The following is a 20,441-nucleotide window of genomic DNA, read 5'->3' on the forward strand; positions in this document are numbered from 1 at the left end:
GGGAATGGTTGTGCAGCGCGATGCGCCAGCAGGCTGGCCGAGGCCGCGCATTGGGTGCGGCGTTCCGTTGGGAGGGAATCATGTCCGCAATCATTGCGTCGCCGACGAGGAAGGCCGCGACCGTGCGTCGCCGCCCGCTCGCCGCCGCCCTGCTGGTCGCGCTGGCGTTGCCGGGGATGGCATTCGCGCAGACCGCGAAGGAAAAAGAGCTCGAAGCACGCGTCGCCCAGCTCGAAGCCATGGTCAAGCAGCTGGTCTCGCAGCAGCAGCAACAGCAGAGCCAGATCAGCGAGGTCAAGACCGCGCAGGCCACAGCACCCGCAACTGCCGCGGCCCCCGCCGCAGCCGTGACCGCGGGTGCCGCCGCCGGGAATCCGCCGGCGCCGGCCAAGCCGACCATCCAGACCGCTCCGATCATGGCCACGGCCAACCCGGGCACGCGCTTCAGCTATGGCGGCTTCATCAAGCTCGATGCCTCGCTGACCCAGACCAACGACGGCGATATTCCCGACGGCACGGTCGGTCGCCTGTTCTACGTGCCCAAGGCGATCCCGGTCGGCGGCGGTCGCACCGACGAGGGCGGCTCCGACACCGACATGGGCGTGAACTTCTCGCGCTTCTGGTTCGGTGCAGACACCGACCTGGACAGCGGCGACAAGCTCAAGGCCTACCTGGAGTTCGATCTGTTCGGTGGCGGCAGCACTGCGTTCACCGGCAACGAGATCGCCACCAACACCTACGCACTGACCCTGCGCCAGGCTTACGTGCAATGGAACAACTGGCTGGCCGGCCAGACCTGGACCAACTTCCAGGACACCGCCGCCCTGCCCGACACGGTCGACTTCCTCGGCCCGACCGAAGGCACGGTGTTCGTCCGCCAGGCCCAGTTGCGCTACACCAACGGCCCGTGGTCGTTCTCGATGGAGAACCCGGAGACGGTGTACACGCCGTTCAACGGCAACATGGCGCAGGTGCAGGGCGACGACGGCGAGATGCCCGACCTCACCGGTCGCTACACCTTCAAGGGCGATTGGGGCCACTTCGGCGTCGCCGGCCTGGTTCGCCAGCTGGCCTTCCAGAACGGCCCGCTCAACCAGGACTCCGACGAGATGGGTTACGGCATCAGCGTCTCGGGCAAGTTCAACCTGGGCAAGAACGACGACATCCGCTACATGGTCACCGGCGGCAGCGGCATCGGCCGTTACCTCGGCCTGGCGCTCAACAACGACGCCGTGCTCGATTCCACCGGCAACCTGGACAACATCGACCTGATCGCCGGGTTCGTCGGCTGGCGCCATGTGTTCAGTCCGAAACTGCGCACGAACATCTTCTATTCGCGCGCCGACTACGACCAGGACACCGCGCTCACCGGCCTTGGCATCACCAAGGGAGCGCAGTCCGGCCACGTCAACGTGATCTACACGCCGCTGCCCAAGCTCGACCTCGGTGCCGAGCTGATCTGGGGCCAGCGTGAACTCGAAAACGGCGACCGCGGCGACCTCAATCGCCTGCAGACGCACGTGAAGTACAACTTCTAAGGGGCGACGAGCACATGTCCACCATCACCGCAAACTCCGGCAAACCTGCCGCATCGCTGACGCAGGGGCACAAGAAGGTCATCTTCGCCTCCAGCCTTGGCACCGTGTTCGAGTGGTACGACTTCTACCTGTACGGTTCGCTCGCGGCGATCATCGCCAAGCAGTTCTTCTCCGGCCTCAATGACACGAGCGCCTTCATCTTCGCCCTGCTCGCCTTCGCCGCCGGCTTCGCCGTGCGACCGTTCGGCGCGATCTTCTTCGGCCGCATCGGCGACATGATCGGCCGCAAGTACACGTTCCTGGTCACGATCGTGATCATGGGCCTGTCGACGTTCCTAGTCGGCATCCTGCCCAACTACGCCAGCATCGGCTTTGCCGCACCGGCAATCCTGATCCTGCTGCGGTTGCTGCAGGGCCTGGCACTGGGTGGCGAGTACGGCGGAGCCGCCACGTACGTGGCCGAGCACGCCCCGCACGGCAAGCGTGGCCTGTACACCAGCTTCATCCAGACCACCGCGACGATCGGCCTGTTCCTGTCGCTGCTGGTGATCCTGGGCGTTCGCACGTACCTGGGCACCGAGGCGTTCGAGGCCTGGGGCTGGCGCATTCCGTTCCTGCTGTCGATCATCCTGCTCGGCGTGTCGGTGTGGATCCGCCTGCAGCTCAACGAGTCGCCGCTGTTCCAGCAGATGAAGGCCGAGGGCAAGACCTCCAAGGCCCCGATCACGGAAAGCTTCTTCACCAAGAACGGCAAGATCGTGCTGCTGGCCCTGCTCGGCGGTACCGCCGGCCAGGCCGTGGTGTGGTACGCCGGCCAGTTCTACGCGATGTACTTCCTGACGCAGTCGCTGAAGGTCGACGCCACCACGACCTGGCTGCTGATCGCCGCGGCATTGGCGATCGGCACGCCGTTCTTCATCTTCTTCGGCTGGCTGTCGGACAAGATCGGCCGCAAGAAGATCGTGATGGCCGGCTGCCTGATCGCCGCGCTGACCTACTTCCCGCTGTTCAAGGCGCTGACCCACTACGCCAACCCGGCCATCGCCGAGGCCAGCACCAATGCACCGGCCGTAGTCCACGCCGATCCGGACACCTGCTCGTTCCAGTTCGACCCGGTCGGCAAGAAGGTCTTCACCAACTCGTGCGACATCGCTACCGCGGCGCTGGCCAAGGCGGGCGTGCCGTACACGATCGCCGCAGCGCCGGCCGGCACTGTGGCCAAGGTCACCGTCGGTTCGGTGGAGGTGGCCGGTTATGAGGGCGCGGGCCTGAGCAAGGAAGACGGCAAGGCCAAGGGCGATGCGTTCACCGGTGAGCTGAAGGCGGCACTGAAGGCCGGCAACTATCCGGAGAAGGCGGACGACGCGCGCATCAACAAGCCGATGGTGCTGGTGGTGCTGACCATCCTGGTGATCTACGTGACGATGGTCTACGGCCCGATCGCCGCGTGGCTGGTCGAGCTGTTCCCGACCCGCATCCGCTACACCTCGATGTCGCTGCCGTACCACATCGGCAATGGCTGGTTCGGCGGCTTCCTGCCGACGATCGCCTTCGCGCTGGTCGCGGCCACCGGCAACATGTACTACGGCCTGTGGTATCCGATCGTGATCGCACTGATGACCTTCGTGATCGGCTCGCTGTTCCTGCGCGAGACGAAGGACGTGGATATCACGCAGTAACGCTGCCTCTCTCGTCGTAGTGCGGTAACGACAACGCCGGCCCTGGGCCGGCGTTGTTGTTTGTGGGAGCCGTCATCCCGGCTGACGCCGGGATCCAGGCCCGCACCGCATCAGACCTGTCACCGTCATCCCGGCGAACGCCGGGATCCATCTTGCTTTTCGCCAAAGTCGGAAGAGCGACGTCCTTGGGTTCCCGCCTTCGCGGGAATGACGGGCACTCGGGCGAAGGCGCTGGGTTCCCGCCTTCGCGGGAATGACGGGCTCTTAGCTCTTCTTGGCGCGGGCGAACGCTGCCGCCAGTGCGTTGTTCGCCGGTGCTGGCACCTGCTTCGGCATCGGCGCACCACGGCCGCCATCGCGACCACCGCCACGGTTCGCATTCGGCCGCGCGTCGCGATCCTCGCGCGGGCCACGCGGTGCCGGGGCGCTGTCGTCGAGGCGGCGCGTCAGCGCGATGCGCTTGCGGGCGACGTCGACCTCCAGCACCTTCACCTTGACGATGTCGCCGGCCTTCACCACTTCGCGCGGATCCTTGACGTACTTGTCCGACAGCGCCGAGATGTGGATCAGGCCGTCCTGGTGCACGCCGATGTCGACGAACGCGCCGAATGCAGCGACGTTGCTGACCACGCCTTCCAGGATCATGCCTTCGCGCAGGTCCTTGATGTCCTCCACGCCGTCGGCGAAGCGCGCGGCCTTGAACTCGGGGCGCGGGTCGCGGCCGGGCTTCTCGAGTTCCTTGAGGATGTCGCGCACGGTCGGCACGCCGAAACGTTCGTCGGTGAACTGCTCGGGCTTGAGCCCGCGCAGCAGGGAGGCATCGCCGATGACCTGCTTCACTTCGCGACCGCACTGCTTGAGGATGCGCTCGACCACCGGATAGGCCTCCGGGTGCACCGAGGAGGCATCCAGCGGCTGGTCGCCGTCGCTGATGCGCAGGAAGCCTGCGCACTGTTCGAACGTCTTGTCGCCCAGGCGCGGCACCTTCAGCAGCTCCTTGCGGCTCTTGAAGGCACCGTTGCTGTCCCGGTAGACGACGATGTTCTCGGCCACCGTCGACGACAGGCCGGACACGCGCGTGAGCAGTGCCGCCGAGGCGGTGTTGACATCGACGCCGACGGCGTTCACGCAGTCCTCCACGCGCGCATCAAGCGTGCGCGCCAGGCGGAACTGGTCGACGTCGTGCTGGTACTGGCCCACGCCAATGGCCTTGGGCTCGATCTTGACCAGCTCGGCCAGCGGATCCTGCAGGCGTCGTGCAATCGACACCGCGCCGCGGATCGATACGTCGAGGTTGGGGAACTCCTTGGCCGCGAACTCGGAGGCCGAGTACACCGACGCGCCGGCTTCGCTGACCACGATCTTCTGCATCGACAGCGTCGGTGCGAGCTTGATCAGGTCACCAGCGAGCTTGTCGGTCTCGCGCGATGCAGTGCCGTTGCCGATCGCGATCAGTTCGACCTGGTGCTTGATGCACAGCTGGCGCAGCAACGCCAGCGACTGGTCCCACTGGCGCTTGGGCTCGTGCGGGTAGATCGTCGCGTGGTCGACGAACTTGCCGGTGCGGTCGACCACGGCAACTTTGACACCGGTGCGCAGGCCCGGGTCGAGGCCGAGCACGGCCTTGGCGCCGGCCGGTGCGGCGAGCATCAGGTCCTTGAGGTTGTCGCCGAAGACATCGATGGCTTCGGCTTCGGCCTTCTCGCGTGCCTGCGCGAACAGGTCGAGCAGCAGGTGCAGGTGCAGCTTGGCCTTCCAGGTCAGGCGGCAGCAATCGAGCAGCCACTTGTCGGCGGGGCGGCCCTGCGCCTTGATGCCGGCGTGCACGGCGACGCGGCCTTCTGCCTGCAGATGACCGGCCGCGGCATCGGTGCCCGGGTCGAGGTCGAGGAACAGGAACTCTTCGCGACGGCCGCGGAACAGCGCGAGCAGACGGTGCGAAGGAATCTTCGCCAGCGGTTCGGCATGGTCGAAGTAGTCGCGGAACTTCTCGCCGGCCAGCTCCTTGCCCTCGGCGACCTTGGCGCGGATCACGCCGACTTCGTGCAGCCAGCCGCGCAGTTCACCGACCAGTGCCGCGTCTTCGCCCCAGCGTTCCATCAGGATCGCGCGTGCGCCGTCGAGCGCGGCCTTGACGTCGGCCACGCCCTTTTCGGCGTCGACGAAGCCGGCGGCGAATTCTTCAGGCACCTGCGTCGGATCGGCCAGCAGGCCATCGGCGAGCGGCTCCAAGCCGGCTTCCCGCGCGATCTGCGCCTTGGTGCGGCGCTTGGGCTTGTATGGCAGGTAGAGGTCTTCCAGGCGCGACTTGCTGTCGGCCGCCTCGATCTCGCCGCGCAGTTCGTCGCTCAGCTTGCCCTGCTCCTCGATGCTGGCCAGCACCGCGGCGCGGCGGTCCTCGAGTTCGCGCAGGTAGGTCAGGCGCGTTTCGAGGTTGCGCAGCTGGGTGTCGTCGAGGCCGCCGGTGACTTCCTTGCGGTAGCGCGCGATGAACGGCACGGTCGCGCCTTCGTCGAGCAGCGCGATGGCGGACTGGGCCTGTTGCGTCAGGGCGCCGATTTCCTCGGCAATCAGGCGGGCGATCTTGCCCGCGACTTGGGCGGCGACTTGCTTGTGGTCCTGCATTGCATCCAATCGTGAAAACCCGGAATGCCGGGGAGAAGGCGATTGTCGCAATGCGGGCGCTGGCGCGTAACCCGTTGACACGGCGTCGCTGGAGTGCGTGCGCCCTCTCTGCCCTGTTCAGATGCGCCGGGTCGGCATGGCATGATCCGCGAATGCGCCGACTTACCCTTGCCTGGCTGTGCACGTCCATCTTGCTGCTTGCCGGTTTCGCGTCCGCCGCGACGCCGGAGCGGGCACTGGTGTTCACAAAGACCACCGGATGGCGGCATACGTCGATTCCGACTGCGGTGGCCACGCTGCAGCAGCTGGCGGGCGCAGAAGGCCTCGCCGTCGACCACAGCGAGAATGCGGCGGACTTCAACGCCGCCAACCTGGCGCGCTACAAGGTGGTTGTGTTCGCCAGCACCACCGGCGACATCCTCGATTCCGATCAGAAGCTGGCGCTGCAGGCCTTCATGCAAAGTGGCGGCGGCTTTGTCGGCGTGCACTCGGCCGCGGATACCGAACACGACTGGCCCTGGTATGGGCAGCTGGTCGGCGCCTGGTTCAAGTCGCACCCGAAAGGCCTGCAGGCCACGCTGGTGCGGCCGGAGCTGGACGGCAGGCGCAAGGGCAAGACCTGGCCGATCACCGACGAGATCTACAACTACGACCGCAATCCGCGCGACCAAGTGCGCGTGATCGCCACGGTCGACGAGTCGTTGTACGAAGGCGGCACGATGGGCACGGACCACCCGATCAGCTGGTGCCACGCCTTTGAAGGCGGGCGCAGCTGGTATACCGGCTTGGGCCATGACGAGGCCGTTTACACCGACGCGAACTTCCTGCAGCAGCTTCGGGCCGGCCTGCGTTACGCGACGGGGAAATCAGACGACTGCTGATGCGCTCCGCGTTCGGCAACGAACACGCTAGTTGCGGGCCAGGGCGAACTTGCGTGGCTAGCGGACCGACACCGCCCGCGACAGGTCCTGGATCGTCACCGACTGGCCGGGTTCGACGCGCTCGCCGCCGCGCACGATCAGGCGATCGCCCGCTTTGACGTTGCCGCTGACCTCGACGAGGTCGCCAACTTCGGTGCCGGTCTTCACCGGCAGTCGCTCTGCCTTGTTGTCGCCGCCCACGCGCAGGACGAAGTCGCCCTCGCGGCGCAGGATCACCGCATCACGGGGAACCGCCACGACCGCGCGCCTGGCCGCGCTCGGCATGCCCACTTCCACCGCGGTGCCGACCGGGAACTCGCTCGCATCCATCTTGATGCGCAGCTCCAGCTGCCGCGAGGCTTCGTCACCGACCGGAACCAGCGCGCTCACCGGATGCCCGCGCTCGCTGTCGCCCACGCGCACCTGCACCGGCGTACCGACGGAGAGATGGCGGGCAAGGTCGACCGGAGCGCGCACGCGAACTTCCTGCTCCGCGGTGTCGACGACGCGTGCCACCGCATCACCGGTGTTCACGAACTCGCCAAGCTCCACTTCGCGCTCGGCGACGACACCGTCGAACGGCGCGCGCACCAGCATCTGCGTGCGCTGGTGGCGGGTCTGTTCGAGCAGCGCCTGGGCGCGGGCGCGTTCCTGCACCAGCATTTCGCGGTCGGCCTGCAGCTGTTCGTGCTGGGCGCGGGCGATGTTCTGCTGCTGCGCCAGCAACGCATAGCGCTGCTCCTGGCGCGTGGCCATGTCGAGCTGCGCCTGGATGCGCGCGAGGTCGGCCTGCCCCTGGCGCTCGCTCAGGCGCAGCGCGGTGTCGTCGAGCACGGCGATGGGCTCGCCGGCGCGCACGTTCTGCCCGACCTCGGCGACCTGGATCACGCGGCCGTCCTGTTCGCTGGCCACGTGGGCGTCCTGGCGGCTGATCACGCTGCCCGGGGCCCAGTGCCGCGGCGCCAGCTCGGTACTGACCGCGGCGGCCACGCTGACGATCGCGGGCGGCGCCTCGGGGGGAGGTGCGCTGGCGCCGGCATCCAGGTCAAGCAGCGGGACGGTCAGGACCACGGCCAGCGCCGCGGCAATCAGGGTTTTGTGCAGGGTGCGCATGACGATCTCCGGGGGAGGAGTGGCATTCAGGGGGAGGTTTGCGGAACAGGCATGGCGTTGATGCCGTCGACAGCCGTCGCGGCCTGGCGACGCGAGTCGGCCAGTCGCAGCAGCGCGGGAATCAACACCACCAGGAAGACCAGGCTCAGTGCGACGCCGCCGACCGACACCGCGGCGAGGCCACGGTAGATCACCGCGCCAGGACCGGGATTGATCGCCATCGGCAGTGCGCCGAGCACGCCGGTCAGCGCGCCGATCAGGATCGGCCGCAAGCGCTGGTCGAGCGCCTGGTGCAGGGCGGCGTCGAGCGTGGCGCCGGCGGCCTGCGCATCGCGCGTCTGCGCGACCAGCAGGATCGCGTTGTTGATCACCATGCCCAGCAGCATGATGAAACCGATCATCGACAGCAGGTCGAGCGTCTGCCCCACGGCCAGATCGAGCACGCGCAGGCCGAGCACGCCGCCGAGCACCGCCATCGGCAAGGTCGCCATGACGAACGCGCTGTCGCGCACCGAGCGGAACATCGCCGCCATCAGCATGAACAGCACCACCAGCGCCATCGCGAAGTTGATGCCCATGCTGCGCACCACTTCACCGAGACGGTCGGCGCTGCCGGAGACGCGGATCTCGGCATCGGCCGGCAGCGATTTGCGAAGCGCGGGGACGACATCGGCATCGACGATGTCGAGCGCTTCCTGCAGCGACATCGCCGCCGGCGGATCGATGGTCAGCGTCACCGTGCGACGGCGGTCGATGCGGCGCAACTGATTGGGGGCAAGCACGGTGTCGACCTTGGCCAGCTCGGCCAGGCTGAGCACGCCGCCCTGCGGCGTCGCCAGCGGCGCGGCGCCCAGGCGCGAGATGCTGCTGTCGCGGTCGGTGCGCAGGATGATCGCCAGCCGCCGGTCGCCGTCGAAGTGTTCGCCCAGCCATTGGCCATCGCCGAGCGTGCGCACGACGGTGCCCAGTTCCGGACGGCGCCAGCCGACTTCGGCGAGGCGGCGGTCATCGGGATTGATGCGCAGCTCCGGCGTGCCGGCATCGGCGCTGGGCCATGCCTGCACGTTGGCACCGGGGAAACGTTCGGCCAGCAACTTGCGGCCGGCCTCGGCGGCGCGCGTGAGGGCGTCGCCGTCGGCGTGCTGCAGGTGGATCGCGATCGCTCGCGCCGAGCCGCCGAAGCTGCCGAACAACTCGCCTTCGCTGGCGAAGGCGCGGGTATCCGGGAATCCGACTACCACCTCGTCGCGGACGATGCGCTCGAGTTCGCCGATGTCGTCCGGGTCGACCACGCGCGCACCGATCGTGCCGCCGCCGGGCCACAGCAGCAGGTACCAGTTGCTCAGTTGCGGGCCCTTCTCGCCGTCCATGTACGGACGCATGCGCTCGAGCACGCTCGGTGCGATCTCGCGGTCGACGCGCTCCGGGCCCATGCCGGGCGGGAAGTTGAAGATCGCATCGACGGCGGCACGCTTCACCGGCGGCAGGTAGTCGATCTTCGGCATCAGCACCGCCGCCAACAGCGCCGGCGCGAGCACGAGGCCACCGACCCAGGCCAGCTGGCGCTGGCGACCGGCGGTCACGCGCATCGCCCAGTCGCTGACGCGCGACCATGCACGGTGTTGTTCGCGGGCGTCCTTGCGTTCGCGCAGCCAGCTGCCCGCGGCGGCCGGCAGTACGGTCACCGCAACCAGCAACGAAATGCCGACCGCGATGGAGATGGTCAAGGCGAGGTCGGCGAACAGCTGCCCTTCGACGTCTTCCATAAAGATGACCGGCACGAACACCGCGACCGTGGTGATCGTGGACGCCACCAGTGCGACGGCGACCTGGCGCGTGCCTTCGAGCGCGGCCTGGCGCCCGGGCATGCCTTCCTCGCGCAGGCGCACGATGTTCTCGGCGACGACGACGGCCGCGTCCATGACCATGCCGACCGCGAAGGCCAGGCCCGCCAGCGAGATCACGTTGAGGCTGCGGCCAGTGAGCTGCAGGACGATGAAGGTAGCCAGCAGCGAAATGGGAATGGCGCAGGCGATCAGCGCGGTGGCGCGGACGTCGCGCAGGAACCACCACAGGCAGCCCACCGCCAGCAGCACGCCGGCGAACAGGCTGCCCGAGAGCAGGCTGATCGCGCGGTTGATGAAGACGGAGGCGTCGAAGCTCTGGGCGATGTCGAGGCCAAGCGGACGCAGGTCCTTCTCGCGGACGTCCGCAACAACACGCTTCACTTCATCTAGCGTGTCCAGCACGTTCGCGCCGGTCTCGCGGATGATGCGCAGGCCGATCGCGGGATTGCCGTTCTGGTAGGCGAAGAAGCGCTGCTCGGGCCGCTTGACCTCGACCTTGGCGACATCGGCCAGGCGCACCGGGCGGCCGTCGCGCCAGGCCAGGATCAGGTTGCCCATCGCTTCGGGCGAGTAGCGTCCGGCGAAGCGCAGCACGTACTCGCGACGACCGGCCTCGACCACGCCGCCGGACACGTCGGTGGCGCGCGCGGCCACGGCGGCCACTTCCGGAATCTGGATGCCCATTGCCGCGGCGCGTTCCAAATTGAGGCTGATGGTCAGCTCTTCCGGCGCACCGCCGTTGATCTCCACGCCGGCCACGCCTTCGACCGCCGACAGCTTCGGCACGATGCGGTCCTCGATCATCTGCCGGAAATCGAGGATGTCGCCGGGCGTGCCCGGCAGTTTCTGCACGAAGAAGTAGGTGAGTGAGTTGTTGGCGTTGTCGGCACCGCTCTGCACCACCGGCGGCGTGGCATCGCGCGGCAGCGGCTGCAGGCGGTTCATCCGCGACAGAACTTCCACCAGCATCGCGTCCATGTCGGCGCCGACGGCGAAGGTCAGGTTGATGAAGCTGTTGCCGGCGTTGACGTTGGACTCGATCTCCTCGAGTCCGGGCAGGCCCTGCATCACCGCCTCGATCGGCTCGACGATCTCCGATTCCATTTCCTGCGGCGAGGCCGCGCGCCAGCTGGTCTGCACCGACATCTGCGGGCGCTCGATGTCGGGGAACAGCTGCAAAGGCAGCTTGAACAGGCTCATCAGCCCGAATGCGCAGACCATGGCCACGATCACCGCGACGGCAGCGGGGTTTCGTAGCGAGGCGTCGGTGAGTTTCATCGGCGTGATCCGCGGGGGGAGTGCGGAGCGCACGATGCGCCGCGGCGGTTACCGCGCAGATGGCCCGTAAGTCACGCGGCCGCAGACTTTGCGTTGAATGGTGGTTGGGGCGCGCTGAAGCGTTTTGGCGGCACGGAGGTGGCAAATGTGGCCCGCTTCTTGCCACGGGCGACGTGAATGGGCACCGCTACGGATCGGCTGGTCGCGAGCGAGCTCGCTCCTACAGCAGCAAATCGAGCTTGTCGCGATGGCTGCGCGACAGCTTCAGCTCCTGCCCGCAGTCCAGGCGCAGGTAGCCTTCGCCGTTGGTGTGCGGGCGCATTTCGACCACGCGACGGGCGTTGACTATCGTCGAGCGGTGGATGCGCGGGAAGCGTTGCGGGTCCAGCTGCTTCTCGAGGTCGCGCATGGTCGCGCGCAGCACCAGCGTTTCGCTGTCGGTGTGGATGCACATGTAGTCGCCGGCCGCGTCGATCCAGCGGATGCTGCCGAGGTCGACGCGCACTGTGCGCCCGCCATCGCGCACGGCGAGCTTGTCTTCGCGCCGCAGCTGTTCGAGCGCATCCGGCTTCAGCGCCTCGTCCAGATCGAGCATCGGGTGCCCGCTGAGTTCGCTCAGCAGGCCCAGCAGATGGGCGCAGTGACCGCTGGCTTCGCGTTGCGAATGCGCCTGCCTGACCTTGGCCAGCGCCTGGTGCAGGCGGGCGTCGTCGACGGGCTTGAGCAGGTAGTCGGTGGCGGAGGCTTCGAACGCGCGGATGGCGTAGTGGTCGTAGGCGGTGACGAACACGACCAGCGGCATCTCCACCGCGGGGATGCTGCGCAGCGTCTCGAAACCATCCATGCCGGGCATCTGCACGTCGAGGAACATCAGGTCCGGGCGGTGCTCGCGCAGTCCTGCGATCGCCGCCGCGCCGTCGCCGTACTGGCCAACGAGTTCGATGTCGGCGTGATCGGCGAGGCGGATCTCCAGGCCACGTCGCGCCAGCGGTTCGTCGTCAACCACGATCGCGCGCAGCTTCGTCGTCGCCTCGGCCACGTGATGCGCGCCGTTTCCGTTGTGGCCGTTTCTAGCGCGGTCCATGCTCACTCTCACTCACCGATCGTCTGGGAGGTTTCGAACGGCAGTCGCAGCGTGACCTCGATGCCGCGCTCGCGGTTGCGCACGCCGAAACCGCTGGCTTCGCCGTAGAGCACGCTCAGGCGCTCGCGTGTGTTGCGCAGGCCCACGCCCTTGCCCGCCGGCAGTTGGCCGCCTTCCAGGGAATCACAGCCCGGGCCGTCGTCGATCACGCGCAGCACCAGCTGCGCGCCTTCGCGCTCGGCCTCGATGCGCAGCAGGCCGCCGGCGATCTGCTTGGCCACCGCGTACTTGATGGCGTTCTCGACCAGCGGCTGCAGCAGCAGGCTGGGCAGCAGCGCGCGCCAGCAGTCCTCGTCGATGGCGGTCTCGATGCGCAGGCGCTCGGCGAAGCGGATCTTCTCGATGTCCAGGTACAGCGTCAGCGCATCGAGCTCCTGGCGCAGCGTCACGCGCTGCATCGGATCGTTGTCGAGCGAGTGGCGAAGGAATGCCGACAGGCCCTGCACCATGCGATTGGCGGTGGCGTTGTCGCGGTCGAGGATCAGCGTGGAGATCGCGTTGAGCGTGTTGAAGAGGAAATGCGGGTTGAGCTGGTAGCGCAGCATCTTCAGCTGCGCCTGGTGGGCCATGGTGCGCGCCGCCAGAGCGCGCCGGGTTTCGTCCTGCAGCTGGCCGTAGTACTTCACGCCCAGGTACAGGCCGACCCAGGCGAGCACGACGTAGATGTAACTCAGCGCGTAGGCGACGTAGGCGGCGCGGTTGGCCGGGACGCAGGTGTCGCAGAACTCGACCAGCACCGTGCGCGTGGTCAGGTCCATCACCGCCGAGCTGGCGAGGATGGGCAGCACCATCACCATCATCAGCCGCCGCGGCGGCAGGCCCCAGCAGGCGCGCAGCAGGTAGCGCAGGCCGAGCGTGGCGATCGCGCCGGTGGCGGCCGCGGTGAGCGGCACGATCCAGTAGCCCGATGGCTTGCCGTGGGCGATCGCGGACAGGTAGCCCAGCGAGAAATAGGCGATCCAGCCGCCCAGGTGGAGCAGCCAGAACAGGTGCTGGCGTGGCAGGTCGAGCGGGTGCGATGCAGCGATGGCCATGGGCGCAGCGGGTCTGACGGTACAGGACCCAGATGCTACGCCTGCGCGGGTGGGGGGCTGGCAACGGCTCGGCGCAGGGGAGGCACGGTTCGCCGCTTGGGTGCGATTACTGCGGTGGCGACGCCAGCTCGCGTGCGTCCAGGTAGCCGTCGCGATTGCGGTCCTGGCGGCCGAAGGTGATCGCCAGCGTCTGCCGGTGCTCGGCCAGGCTGACCGGCTTGCCGCGGCCGCCGGGAAGTTCGGCCGGGACCAGCACGCCGTCGCCGTCGACATCCATGCGGGTGAAGGCGTAACTCATCCAGTCCTGGTACTCGGGCAGGGCAATGCGGCCGTCGCCATCGCTGTCCATGCGCGACAGGTAGTCGCCTGTTGCCTGCACCTGCGCCGATGACATTGCCGGCGTCAGCACCATCGCCAGCAGCAGCGCAAAAGAAACGCCCGCACCTTTCGGCACGGGCGTGTCATTGCGCAACACCGGCGGCATCACGCGCGAGGTGCTCAGGCGTGTGCCGGTGCGAGGGCGTAGCCCTTCAGCCGCGCCGAAAATGCCTGCAGTGCCTGGTTGCCACTGGCCTCGGCCTCGGTGCACCACGCGTGCAGCTTGGCCAGCGTGGCCTGGGCGTCGTGCGAGCGCTCGTCGAGCACTTGCGCCAGGCGCTGACGGAAGTCCGCCAGCGTGGCCATGCTCGGGCGCTCGGCGAGCCAGGCCTGCAGCTTGGCGCGCTTGTCGTCGTCGAGCCAGCGGCCGTCGTCGGCCAGGCCCTGGCGCAGGCTGCGCGGCAGCTTGAACTTGGCCTCGCGCAGCGCCGGCAGGGTGACGTTGCGGTAGTAGTCGGTCATCGCCTGGAAGCGGATCGCGAGCAATGCCTTGAGCGTCTCGCCGTCGGGCATGGCGATGTTCGGGCGCACGTCCAGAGTCGGCGCGACGCGCAGGACCTTGGCCAGGCCGACCGACTCGAGCAGCTTGATCGCGCTCCAGCCGATGTCGAACTCGAACTTGCGCAGCGCGAACTTGGCCGAGCTCGGGAAGGCATGGTGGTTGTTGTGCAGCTCTTCGCCGCCGATCCAGAAACCCCACGGGGTCAGGTTGGTCGCGGTGTCGGTGGTTTCGAAATTGCGGTAGCCCCACCAGTGACCCAGGCCGTTGACCACGCCCGCGGCCCAGAACGGGATCCACAGCATCTGGATCGCCCATACGGCGACGCCGGCGAAGCCGAACAGGGCGAAGCTGGCGAACAGCAGCACCACCGGACCCATCGTCGCGTGGCGGGTGTAGAGGTTGCGCTCGATCCAGTCGTCCGGGCAGCCCTTGCCGTACTTCTCGATGTCGTCGCGCTGGCCGCGCGCTTCGCGGTACAGCTCGACGCCACGCCACATCACCGTGTCGATGCCCTTGAACTGCGGGCTGTGCGGGTCTTCCTCGGTCTCGCACTTGGCGTGGTGCTTGCGATGGATCGCCGCCCACTCGCGCGTGATCATCGAGGTGGTCAGCCACGTCCAGAAGCGGAAGAAATGCGCCAGCACCGGATGGAAGTCGACGGAGCGATGCGCCATCGAGCGGTGCAGGTAGAGCGTGACCGAGAAGATGGTCAGCTGGGTGACGACCAGCAGATAGACGAGCAACTCGACCCAACTGGCCTGGAGGATGCCGCCGGCAAGGAAATCGAGCAGGGATGAAACGAACATTGAAATAACTCCCGAAACGCACAACTGGATCGCACAGTCAGACCGGCAAACACGCGCGGTCCTGTCGCTGATCATGCCAGTCCGGGAGCACCCTGCGCGCCGGTATGGGCGGAAGATGTGATGGGGTCGTTCACATCGACCCGCAAGGTCGACCCGCCAGTCAGCGACCAGATCAGCGACGAACGGTCGAAATCCGCTTGCGCAACCGCGCCAGCGCCGGTTCGGCGTAGGCGCGAAGGGCGCGCCGGTGCTCCTTGCTGAACGGGGATCCCTTGCCGCAATGGTCCAGCAACAGGTTCAGGTCCTGCGCCTCGCCCAGGCGCTCGGTGGTGCGTTTGTCGAAGACCTCAGGCTCGCTCGCCGAAACGTTCACGCCCACCGCTTCCAGCGCGCGCCGTTGCTGCGAGGCGCGACGCGCGCGACGGCGCCAGCGGTGCCAGTCGCTGTCGCGTCCCTTGCGCAGGGCGATCTCGCGTGCGGCCTGACTGCGGTCGTCGCTGTCGGCCAGCGCCATCCGCGCCGCCGATGGAGTCAGGCGCTTCCAGTCGAGCGCTGGCACGGCCGCCGCCAGCACCTCGATCAGGCCGCGGCGTTGGCCCAGGGCCGGGTCCATCGACAACTCCACTTCGCTGATGGCCGTGCGGGCGGCGACGGCATCGGCCCGCGCCTGGTCGAACAGCTGCCGCGTGTCGTCCTTGCGCGCGCGTTTGTGCATCCGCTCCAGCGTCTCCACCAGGGCATGCGCGTCGCGCAGGCCGGACAAGCCGGTGTTGAGGTGCTTGATCTCGCGATCGATCAGGGTGACACCCGGGCCGAGGATGCCGTCGCCCAGCGCCAGGGTCGCGCGCACGCGGCGCAGGCCTTTGCGGGCACGGTGGATGCCTTCGTGGATATCGTCGCCGGGCTGGCCCAGTGCCTGCAGGGCGGCGTCCAGCTCGGCCAGCACGTAGTCGCGCAGGGCCGGACCCGGCGAGGGCAACGGCAACACGGGAGCGGCGGCGGCCTTGAGGCCGTCGGCAATGCTGGACGGATCCGCGCTCGTGCCCATGCGGCCTTGCCCCCCGCGTGACGGGACCCCACTCATCGGGTGTCCCGATAGTACGCTCGCCCCATGCCCGAGTTGCCTGAAGTAGAAACCACCCGTCGCGGCCTGGCACCGCACGTCGAAGGCCGTCGCGTGGTCACCGCCACCCTGCGCCGGCCCGACCTGCGCTGGCCGATCCCGGACGAGATCCGCCAGCTCCTGCCCGGCCAGCGCATCGACCAGGTCCGGCGTCGCGCCAAGTACCTGCTGCTCGACACCGTTGCCGGCAGCGCGCTGCTGCACCTGGGCATGTCCGGCAGCCTGCGGGTGCTGCCTGCCGACACCCCGGTGCGCGCCCACGACCACGTCGACCTGGCCCTGGACTCGGGCCAGGTGCTGCGCTTCAACGACCCGCGCCGCTTCGGCAGCCTGCTCTGGCAGGGCCCGGACGAAACCCACGAACTGCTGGCGGGCCTGGGCCCGGAGCCGCTGTCGGACGACTTCGACGGCGACTACCTGTTCGCGCTCAGCCGCGGCCGCAGCGCGCCGGTGAAGACCTTCCTGATGGACCAGAAGGTCGTCGTCGGTGTCGGCAACATCTATGTCGCCGAGGCCCTGTTCGCCGCCGGCGTGTCGCCGCTGCGGGCGGCCGGCAAGGTATCGCGTGAGCGCTACCAGCAACTGGCCGAACAGATCCGCCGCATCCTCGGCCATGCCATCGACCGTGGCGGCACCACGCTGCGCGACTTCATCAGTCCGGAGGGTGCGCCGGGGTATTTCGAACAGGAACTGTCGGCTTACGGCCGCGGTGGCGAACCCTGCCCGCGTTGCGGACGAGCACTGAAACAGGCGGCAATTGGCCAGCGCGCCACGGTGTGGTGCGGAACTTGCCAGAGGTAAACGAGGCTCGTCATTCCCGCGAAGGCGGGAATCCAGGGACGTGCTCCGAGGGCCTTACGTCCATGGATCCCCGCCTTCGCGGGGATGACCAATAGTGTGAAGGCCTTCCTGCACAGGCCAAAACAGTGAAACGCGTTATAGTCCGGACCACTGCGGAGGGGGCTCCCTATGGCCGAAACTGCCGATATCACTTTGCTGCTGGATGCTGCACGTGAAGGCGACCGTGGCGCGTTGGATCGCGTCCTGGCCACCCTCTACCAGGAACTCCACACGATGGCCCGGCGCCAGCTCGCCGGCCAGCACGGGCAGACGCTCGACGCCACCGCGCTCGTGCACGAGGCCTATCTCAAGCTGATCGGACGGCGTGAGGCGCAGTTCGACGATCGCGCGCATTTCTTCGCCTACGCCGCCTCCGCGATGCGTTCGGTGGTGGTCGATTACGCCCGCCAGCGCCTGGCGCAGAAGCGCGGCGGCGACCTGCACCGCGTCACCGAACTGCCCGACGATGTCGAAGGCGGTCTGCGCCTGGACGAGGACACCCTCGGCCTGGATACCGCGCTGACCAAGCTGGCCGCGGTCGATCCGCGCCTGGCCCAGGTAGTGGAATTGAGGTATTTCGCCGGCCTGTCGGAACTGGAGATCGCCGCGCTGCTGGAGCGTTCCGAGCGCAGCATCCGTCGCGACTGGCAGAAGGCGCGGCTGTTCCTGCTGGCGTCGCTGAAAGACTCCTGAGGCCAGCACAGGGGCAGCCCCGTGGACACCGAGCGCTGGCAACGGTTGTCCCCATTGCTCGACGCGCTGTTCGAGCTTGATGACCAGGCGCGCGAACAGCGCCTGCAACGCCTGCGCGAAGAAGACCCGGCGCTGGCCGACGAACTGCAGACGCTGATCACCCTCGACGAGCACCACGAGGATTTTCTTTCCGAACCGCTGATCGCCCCGCTCGCCGGCCTGCGCGCCGGTGGCGAGGTGGGCCCTTACAAACTCGAACGGCTGCTGGGCGAAGGCGGCATGGGCCAGGTATGGCTGGCCGCGCGCGCCGACGGCCTCTACCAGCGGCGCGTCGCGCTCAAGCTGCTGCGCCCGGGCCTGGCCGACAGCAACCTGCGCGTGCGCTTCTCGCGCGAACGACAGATCCTGGCGCGCCTGGCGCATCCGCACATCGCGCGCCTGCTCGACGCCGGCGTCACCAGTGACGGCCTGCCCTATCTCGCACTGGAGTTCGTCGAAGGCGAGCCGATCACCGATTACTGCCGCAACCACCAGCTGCCGATCGAGCAGCGGCTGCGGATGTTTCACCAGATCTGCGATGCGGTCAGCCACGCCCACGCCAACCTGATCGTCCACCGCGACCTCAAGCCGTCCAACATCCTGGTCACGCCCAGCGGCGACGTGCGCCTGCTCGACTTCGGCATCGCCAAGCTGCTCGACTCCGACGCACCGATGATCGAGCAGACGCGCACCGGCGTGCGCGCCTTCACCCTGCACTACGCCGCACCGGAACAGGTGCGCGGCGAGCCGGTCACGACGATGACCGACGTGTATGCACTGGGCGTGGTGCTGTTCGAACTGCTCACCGACACCAAGCCCTACCGCCTCAAGCGTCAGACCGATGCCGAGTGGGAGGAAGCGATCCTCGCCGCCGATCCGCAACGTCCGTCGCAGACGCTGCTCCACCGGAGCGAGGACAGCGGCGCCGATGTGCATGGTTTGCGCCGGCAGGCGCGCATGCTCGCCGGCGACCTCGACAACATCGTCCTCAAGACGCTGTCCAAGCGACCCGAGCAGCGCTACCCCTCGGTCGAGGCGCTGGCGCTGGACCTGACCCGCTACGAGGCCGGTCGCCCTGTGCAGGCGCGGCCGCAAAGCGTCGGCTACCGGTTCGGCAAATACCTGCGACGCCATCGCTGGTCATTGGCGTCCGGTGGCTTGATTGCCGTCGTGCTCAGTGCCGCGCTGGCCATCGTCGCCTGGCAGGGCCGGCAGGCGGTGGCCGAAGCCGGTCGTGCGCAGGCGATGCAGGACTTCATGGTCGGCGTGTTCGAGAGCGCGCGCGGCACACCCGAAGGCCAGGCGCTGGACCTGCGAGGCCTGCTCGATGGCTCCCTGGCACGCGGCAACCGCGAGCTGGCACGACAGCCTCGGGCGCGCGCCGAACTGCTTGGCGTCATCGCGCGCCTGCGCATGGGCCTGGGCGACTACCGCGAAGCGCTGGTGCTGTTGAACCGCCAGGCAGGCGTGCTGGCCAGCACCAGCGACATCCCGGTGAGCCTGCAGATCGAATCACTGACCCAGCGCGGCCAGGCATTGCGCCTGCTCGGTGAGCCGCGGCAATGCATCGACCTGATGCTGCCGGCACTGACCACGGCGCGGCGCGAACAGGCACAGCTGCCGCCGCAGATCAGCGAGTACTACTCGCAGTTCGGCCGCTGCCGCCGCGACAACGGCGAGCTGCAGGGCGCGCGACTGTTGTTCGAACGCTCACTGGCGCTGCGCCGCGATGATCGCGATGAAGTCGGCACGGTCGAGAACCTGATCGACCTGGCCAACCTGCAGGCCGATGCCGGCCAGACCGGTGCCGCATTGCAGGGCTATGGCAAGGCACGCACGCAACTGCGGCAGAAGGTCGGCGAACGCCACGCCCTGCTCGCCGAGATCGGCAGCCGCGTGGCGTCGCTGCGACAGGGCCTGGGACAGGTCGATGCCGCCGAACGCGAGGCCAGCGAGGCCTTCGCCATCGCCCTGGAGGTCTATGGCGCCCAGCATCCGGTGACGCTGTCGCTGCGCCGGCAGATGGCGATGCTGCACATCGACCAGGGCCACTACCGCCAGGCCGAAACCGAACTGCGTGCCGCGATCGCCGCGCTGCAACGCCGGCTGGCGCCGGAGGGTGTCGATCCGGCCGAGACTCGCCGAGGGATGATCGAACTGGGCGGCCTGCAACGGCGCCTGGGCCAGGTGGCGTGGGAGCGGGGCGAGATCTCCACCGCGCTGACCGCGTTGCAACGCGCGGTGGTGATCGCGCGGCGGCAGAACGACAACGCCCATCTGGGCGACGCGCTGTACGACTACGCCCGCGTGCTGCACGCGGTGGGCCGCGATCGCACCGCACTCAAGGCCGTGCAGGAGGCGCACGAGTTGCGCCTGGCGCAGATGGGCCCGCGCCATCCGCTGCTCGGCGACACCGAGCGCCTGCTGGGCCAGATCGAGATTTCACTGGGCCAGCGCGAGCAGGGCATGGCCCACCTGGCGCAAGCGGTCACGCTGACCCGTAGCGGCTATGGCGCCACCCACCCGAACACGCGCGAAGCCGAACTGGCGCTGGCACGGCAGCAGGCGCTCGAAGGCGACGACAGTGCATTGCTCCGGCTCGATGCGCTGGCGGGTATGCCGCACAGCGACCGCGACCTTCGCCGCACGGCCTGGCGCGCGCAGGCGTATGCCGCGCAGTTGCGCTGCCATGGCCCGGACCGCGAGCCGGCGCTGGCGCGGCTGGGCACGCTGCAGGACCAGTTGAAGACCGCGCAACCGGACGGCGGGGCGATCCCGCGCGAAGTCGGCGCGATCGTGCGCGGGTGCGGTTGAGGGCGGGCCTGGGGTCCGCGTTGCCCTCTCCCCTTGTGGGAGAGGGACAGGCGCAAAGCGCCAGGGAG

14 protein-coding genes are annotated in these 20,441 nt (G+C 68.2%); 6 read left to right on the forward strand and 8 right to left on the reverse strand.

Annotation, left to right across the window (positions count from 1 at the left end):
* Positions 1-80 precede the first annotated feature (80 nt).
* Together AC3A3Q_RS05025 and AC3A3Q_RS05030 are read left to right on the forward strand one after the other, a co-directional pair.
* On the forward strand, positions 81-1,538 hold the full coding sequence (locus tag AC3A3Q_RS05025) for a DcaP family trimeric outer membrane transporter (protein ID WP_487585175.1): 1,458 nt from the start codon (positions 81-83) through the stop codon (positions 1,536-1,538).
* Positions 1,539-1,552: 14 nt separating this feature from the next.
* Positions 1,553-3,217 carry an MFS transporter gene (locus AC3A3Q_RS05030; RefSeq protein WP_487585176.1) on the forward strand — a complete coding sequence of 555 codons (1,665 nt, stop codon included), beginning with the start codon at positions 1,553-1,555 and terminating at the stop codon, positions 3,215-3,217.
* A gap of 264 nt (positions 3,218-3,481) precedes the next feature.
* On the opposite strand, the gene AC3A3Q_RS05035 is transcribed toward AC3A3Q_RS05030, so the two are convergent.
* A complete protein-coding gene (locus AC3A3Q_RS05035; protein WP_487585177.1) occupies positions 3,482-5,842 on the reverse strand; it encodes a Tex family protein in 2,361 nt (786 codons plus the stop codon).
* A gap of 152 nt (positions 5,843-5,994) precedes the next feature.
* Between AC3A3Q_RS05035 and AC3A3Q_RS05040 the strand changes: the two genes are divergently transcribed.
* Positions 5,995-6,723: a ThuA domain-containing protein gene (locus AC3A3Q_RS05040; RefSeq protein WP_487585178.1), complete on the forward strand. Its 729-nt coding sequence runs from the start codon at positions 5,995-5,997 to the stop codon at positions 6,721-6,723.
* A 57-nt stretch (positions 6,724-6,780) separates the two neighbouring features.
* Here AC3A3Q_RS05040 and AC3A3Q_RS05045 read toward each other — a convergent pair whose 3' ends face one another.
* The 7 genes from AC3A3Q_RS05045 to AC3A3Q_RS05075 form a co-directional block, all read right to left on the reverse strand.
* The gene (locus AC3A3Q_RS05045; RefSeq protein WP_487585179.1) at positions 6,781-7,875 is read right to left on the reverse strand and encodes an efflux RND transporter periplasmic adaptor subunit; all 1,095 of its coding nucleotides are present in this window, start codon (positions 7,873-7,875) and stop codon (positions 6,781-6,783) included.
* A gap of 26 nt (positions 7,876-7,901) precedes the next feature.
* Positions 7,902-11,000: an efflux RND transporter permease subunit gene (locus AC3A3Q_RS05050; protein ID WP_487585180.1), complete on the reverse strand. Its 3,099-nt coding sequence runs from the start codon at positions 10,998-11,000 to the stop codon at positions 7,902-7,904.
* 220 nt (positions 11,001-11,220) lie between these two features.
* Positions 11,221-12,084: a LytR/AlgR family response regulator transcription factor gene (locus AC3A3Q_RS05055; RefSeq protein WP_487585181.1), complete on the reverse strand. Its 864-nt coding sequence runs from the start codon at positions 12,082-12,084 to the stop codon at positions 11,221-11,223.
* An 8-nt stretch (positions 12,085-12,092) separates the two neighbouring features.
* Positions 12,093-13,178, reverse strand: a complete 1,086-nt coding sequence (locus AC3A3Q_RS05060) for a sensor histidine kinase (RefSeq protein ID WP_487585182.1) — start codon at positions 13,176-13,178, stop codon at positions 12,093-12,095.
* Between the two features lie 106 nt (positions 13,179-13,284).
* Positions 13,285-13,632 (reverse strand): EF-hand domain-containing protein, encoded by a 348-nt coding sequence (locus tag AC3A3Q_RS05065; RefSeq protein ID WP_487585183.1) that lies wholly within the window; start codon positions 13,630-13,632, stop codon positions 13,285-13,287.
* 44 nt (positions 13,633-13,676) lie between these two features.
* Complete coding sequence (locus AC3A3Q_RS05070) at positions 13,677-14,864, reverse strand: DesA family fatty acid desaturase (RefSeq protein WP_487585184.1); 1,188 nt, start codon at positions 14,862-14,864, stop codon at positions 13,677-13,679.
* A gap of 172 nt (positions 14,865-15,036) precedes the next feature.
* Positions 15,037-15,912: a CHAD domain-containing protein gene (locus AC3A3Q_RS05075; RefSeq protein ID WP_487585185.1), complete on the reverse strand. Its 876-nt coding sequence runs from the start codon at positions 15,910-15,912 to the stop codon at positions 15,037-15,039.
* 63 nt (positions 15,913-15,975) lie between these two features.
* Here AC3A3Q_RS05075 and mutM point away from each other — a divergent pair, with 63 nt between their 5' ends.
* From mutM to AC3A3Q_RS05090, 3 genes are all read left to right on the forward strand, one after another.
* On the forward strand, positions 15,976-16,788 hold the full coding sequence (gene mutM / locus AC3A3Q_RS05080; protein WP_487585186.1) for a bifunctional DNA-formamidopyrimidine glycosylase/DNA-(apurinic or apyrimidinic site) lyase: 813 nt from the start codon (positions 15,976-15,978) through the stop codon (positions 16,786-16,788).
* A gap of 168 nt (positions 16,789-16,956) precedes the next feature.
* Complete coding sequence (locus tag AC3A3Q_RS05085) at positions 16,957-17,520, forward strand: ECF-type sigma factor (protein WP_158731879.1); 564 nt, start codon at positions 16,957-16,959, stop codon at positions 17,518-17,520.
* Positions 17,521-17,541: 21 nt separating this feature from the next.
* On the forward strand, positions 17,542-20,373 hold the full coding sequence (locus AC3A3Q_RS05090) for a serine/threonine-protein kinase (RefSeq protein ID WP_487585187.1): 2,832 nt from the start codon (positions 17,542-17,544) through the stop codon (positions 20,371-20,373).
* Positions 20,374-20,441: the final 68 nt, after the last annotated feature.

The sequence above is a fragment of the Lysobacter sp. Soil_C_59 genome (assembly GCF_057656415.1).

Coding starts and splice junctions, on each gene's coding strand:
- AC3A3Q_RS05025 (WP_487585175.1), top strand. CDS start 81: ATGTCCGCAATCATTGCGTCGCCGACGAGGAAGGCCGCGACCGTGCGT.
- AC3A3Q_RS05030 (WP_487585176.1), top strand. CDS start 1,553: ATGTCCACCATCACCGCAAACTCCGGCAAACCTGCCGCATCGCTGACG.
- AC3A3Q_RS05035 (WP_487585177.1), bottom strand. CDS start 5,842: ATGCAGGACCACAAGCAAGTCGCCGCCCAAGTCGCGGGCAAGATCGCC.
- AC3A3Q_RS05040 (WP_487585178.1), top strand. CDS start 5,995: ATGCGCCGACTTACCCTTGCCTGGCTGTGCACGTCCATCTTGCTGCTT.
- AC3A3Q_RS05045 (WP_487585179.1), bottom strand. CDS start 7,875: ATGCGCACCCTGCACAAAACCCTGATTGCCGCGGCGCTGGCCGTGGTC.
- AC3A3Q_RS05050 (WP_487585180.1), bottom strand. CDS start 11,000: ATGAAACTCACCGACGCCTCGCTACGAAACCCCGCTGCCGTCGCGGTG.
- AC3A3Q_RS05055 (WP_487585181.1), bottom strand. CDS start 12,084: ATGGACCGCGCTAGAAACGGCCACAACGGAAACGGCGCGCATCACGTG.
- AC3A3Q_RS05060 (WP_487585182.1), bottom strand. CDS start 13,178: ATGGCCATCGCTGCATCGCACCCGCTCGACCTGCCACGCCAGCACCTG.
- AC3A3Q_RS05070 (WP_487585184.1), bottom strand. CDS start 14,864: ATGTTCGTTTCATCCCTGCTCGATTTCCTTGCCGGCGGCATCCTCCAG.
- AC3A3Q_RS05075 (WP_487585185.1), bottom strand. CDS start 15,912: ATGGGCACGAGCGCGGATCCGTCCAGCATTGCCGACGGCCTCAAGGCC.
- mutM (WP_487585186.1), top strand. CDS start 15,976: ATGCCCGAGTTGCCTGAAGTAGAAACCACCCGTCGCGGCCTGGCACCG.
- AC3A3Q_RS05085 (WP_158731879.1), top strand. CDS start 16,957: ATGGCCGAAACTGCCGATATCACTTTGCTGCTGGATGCTGCACGTGAA.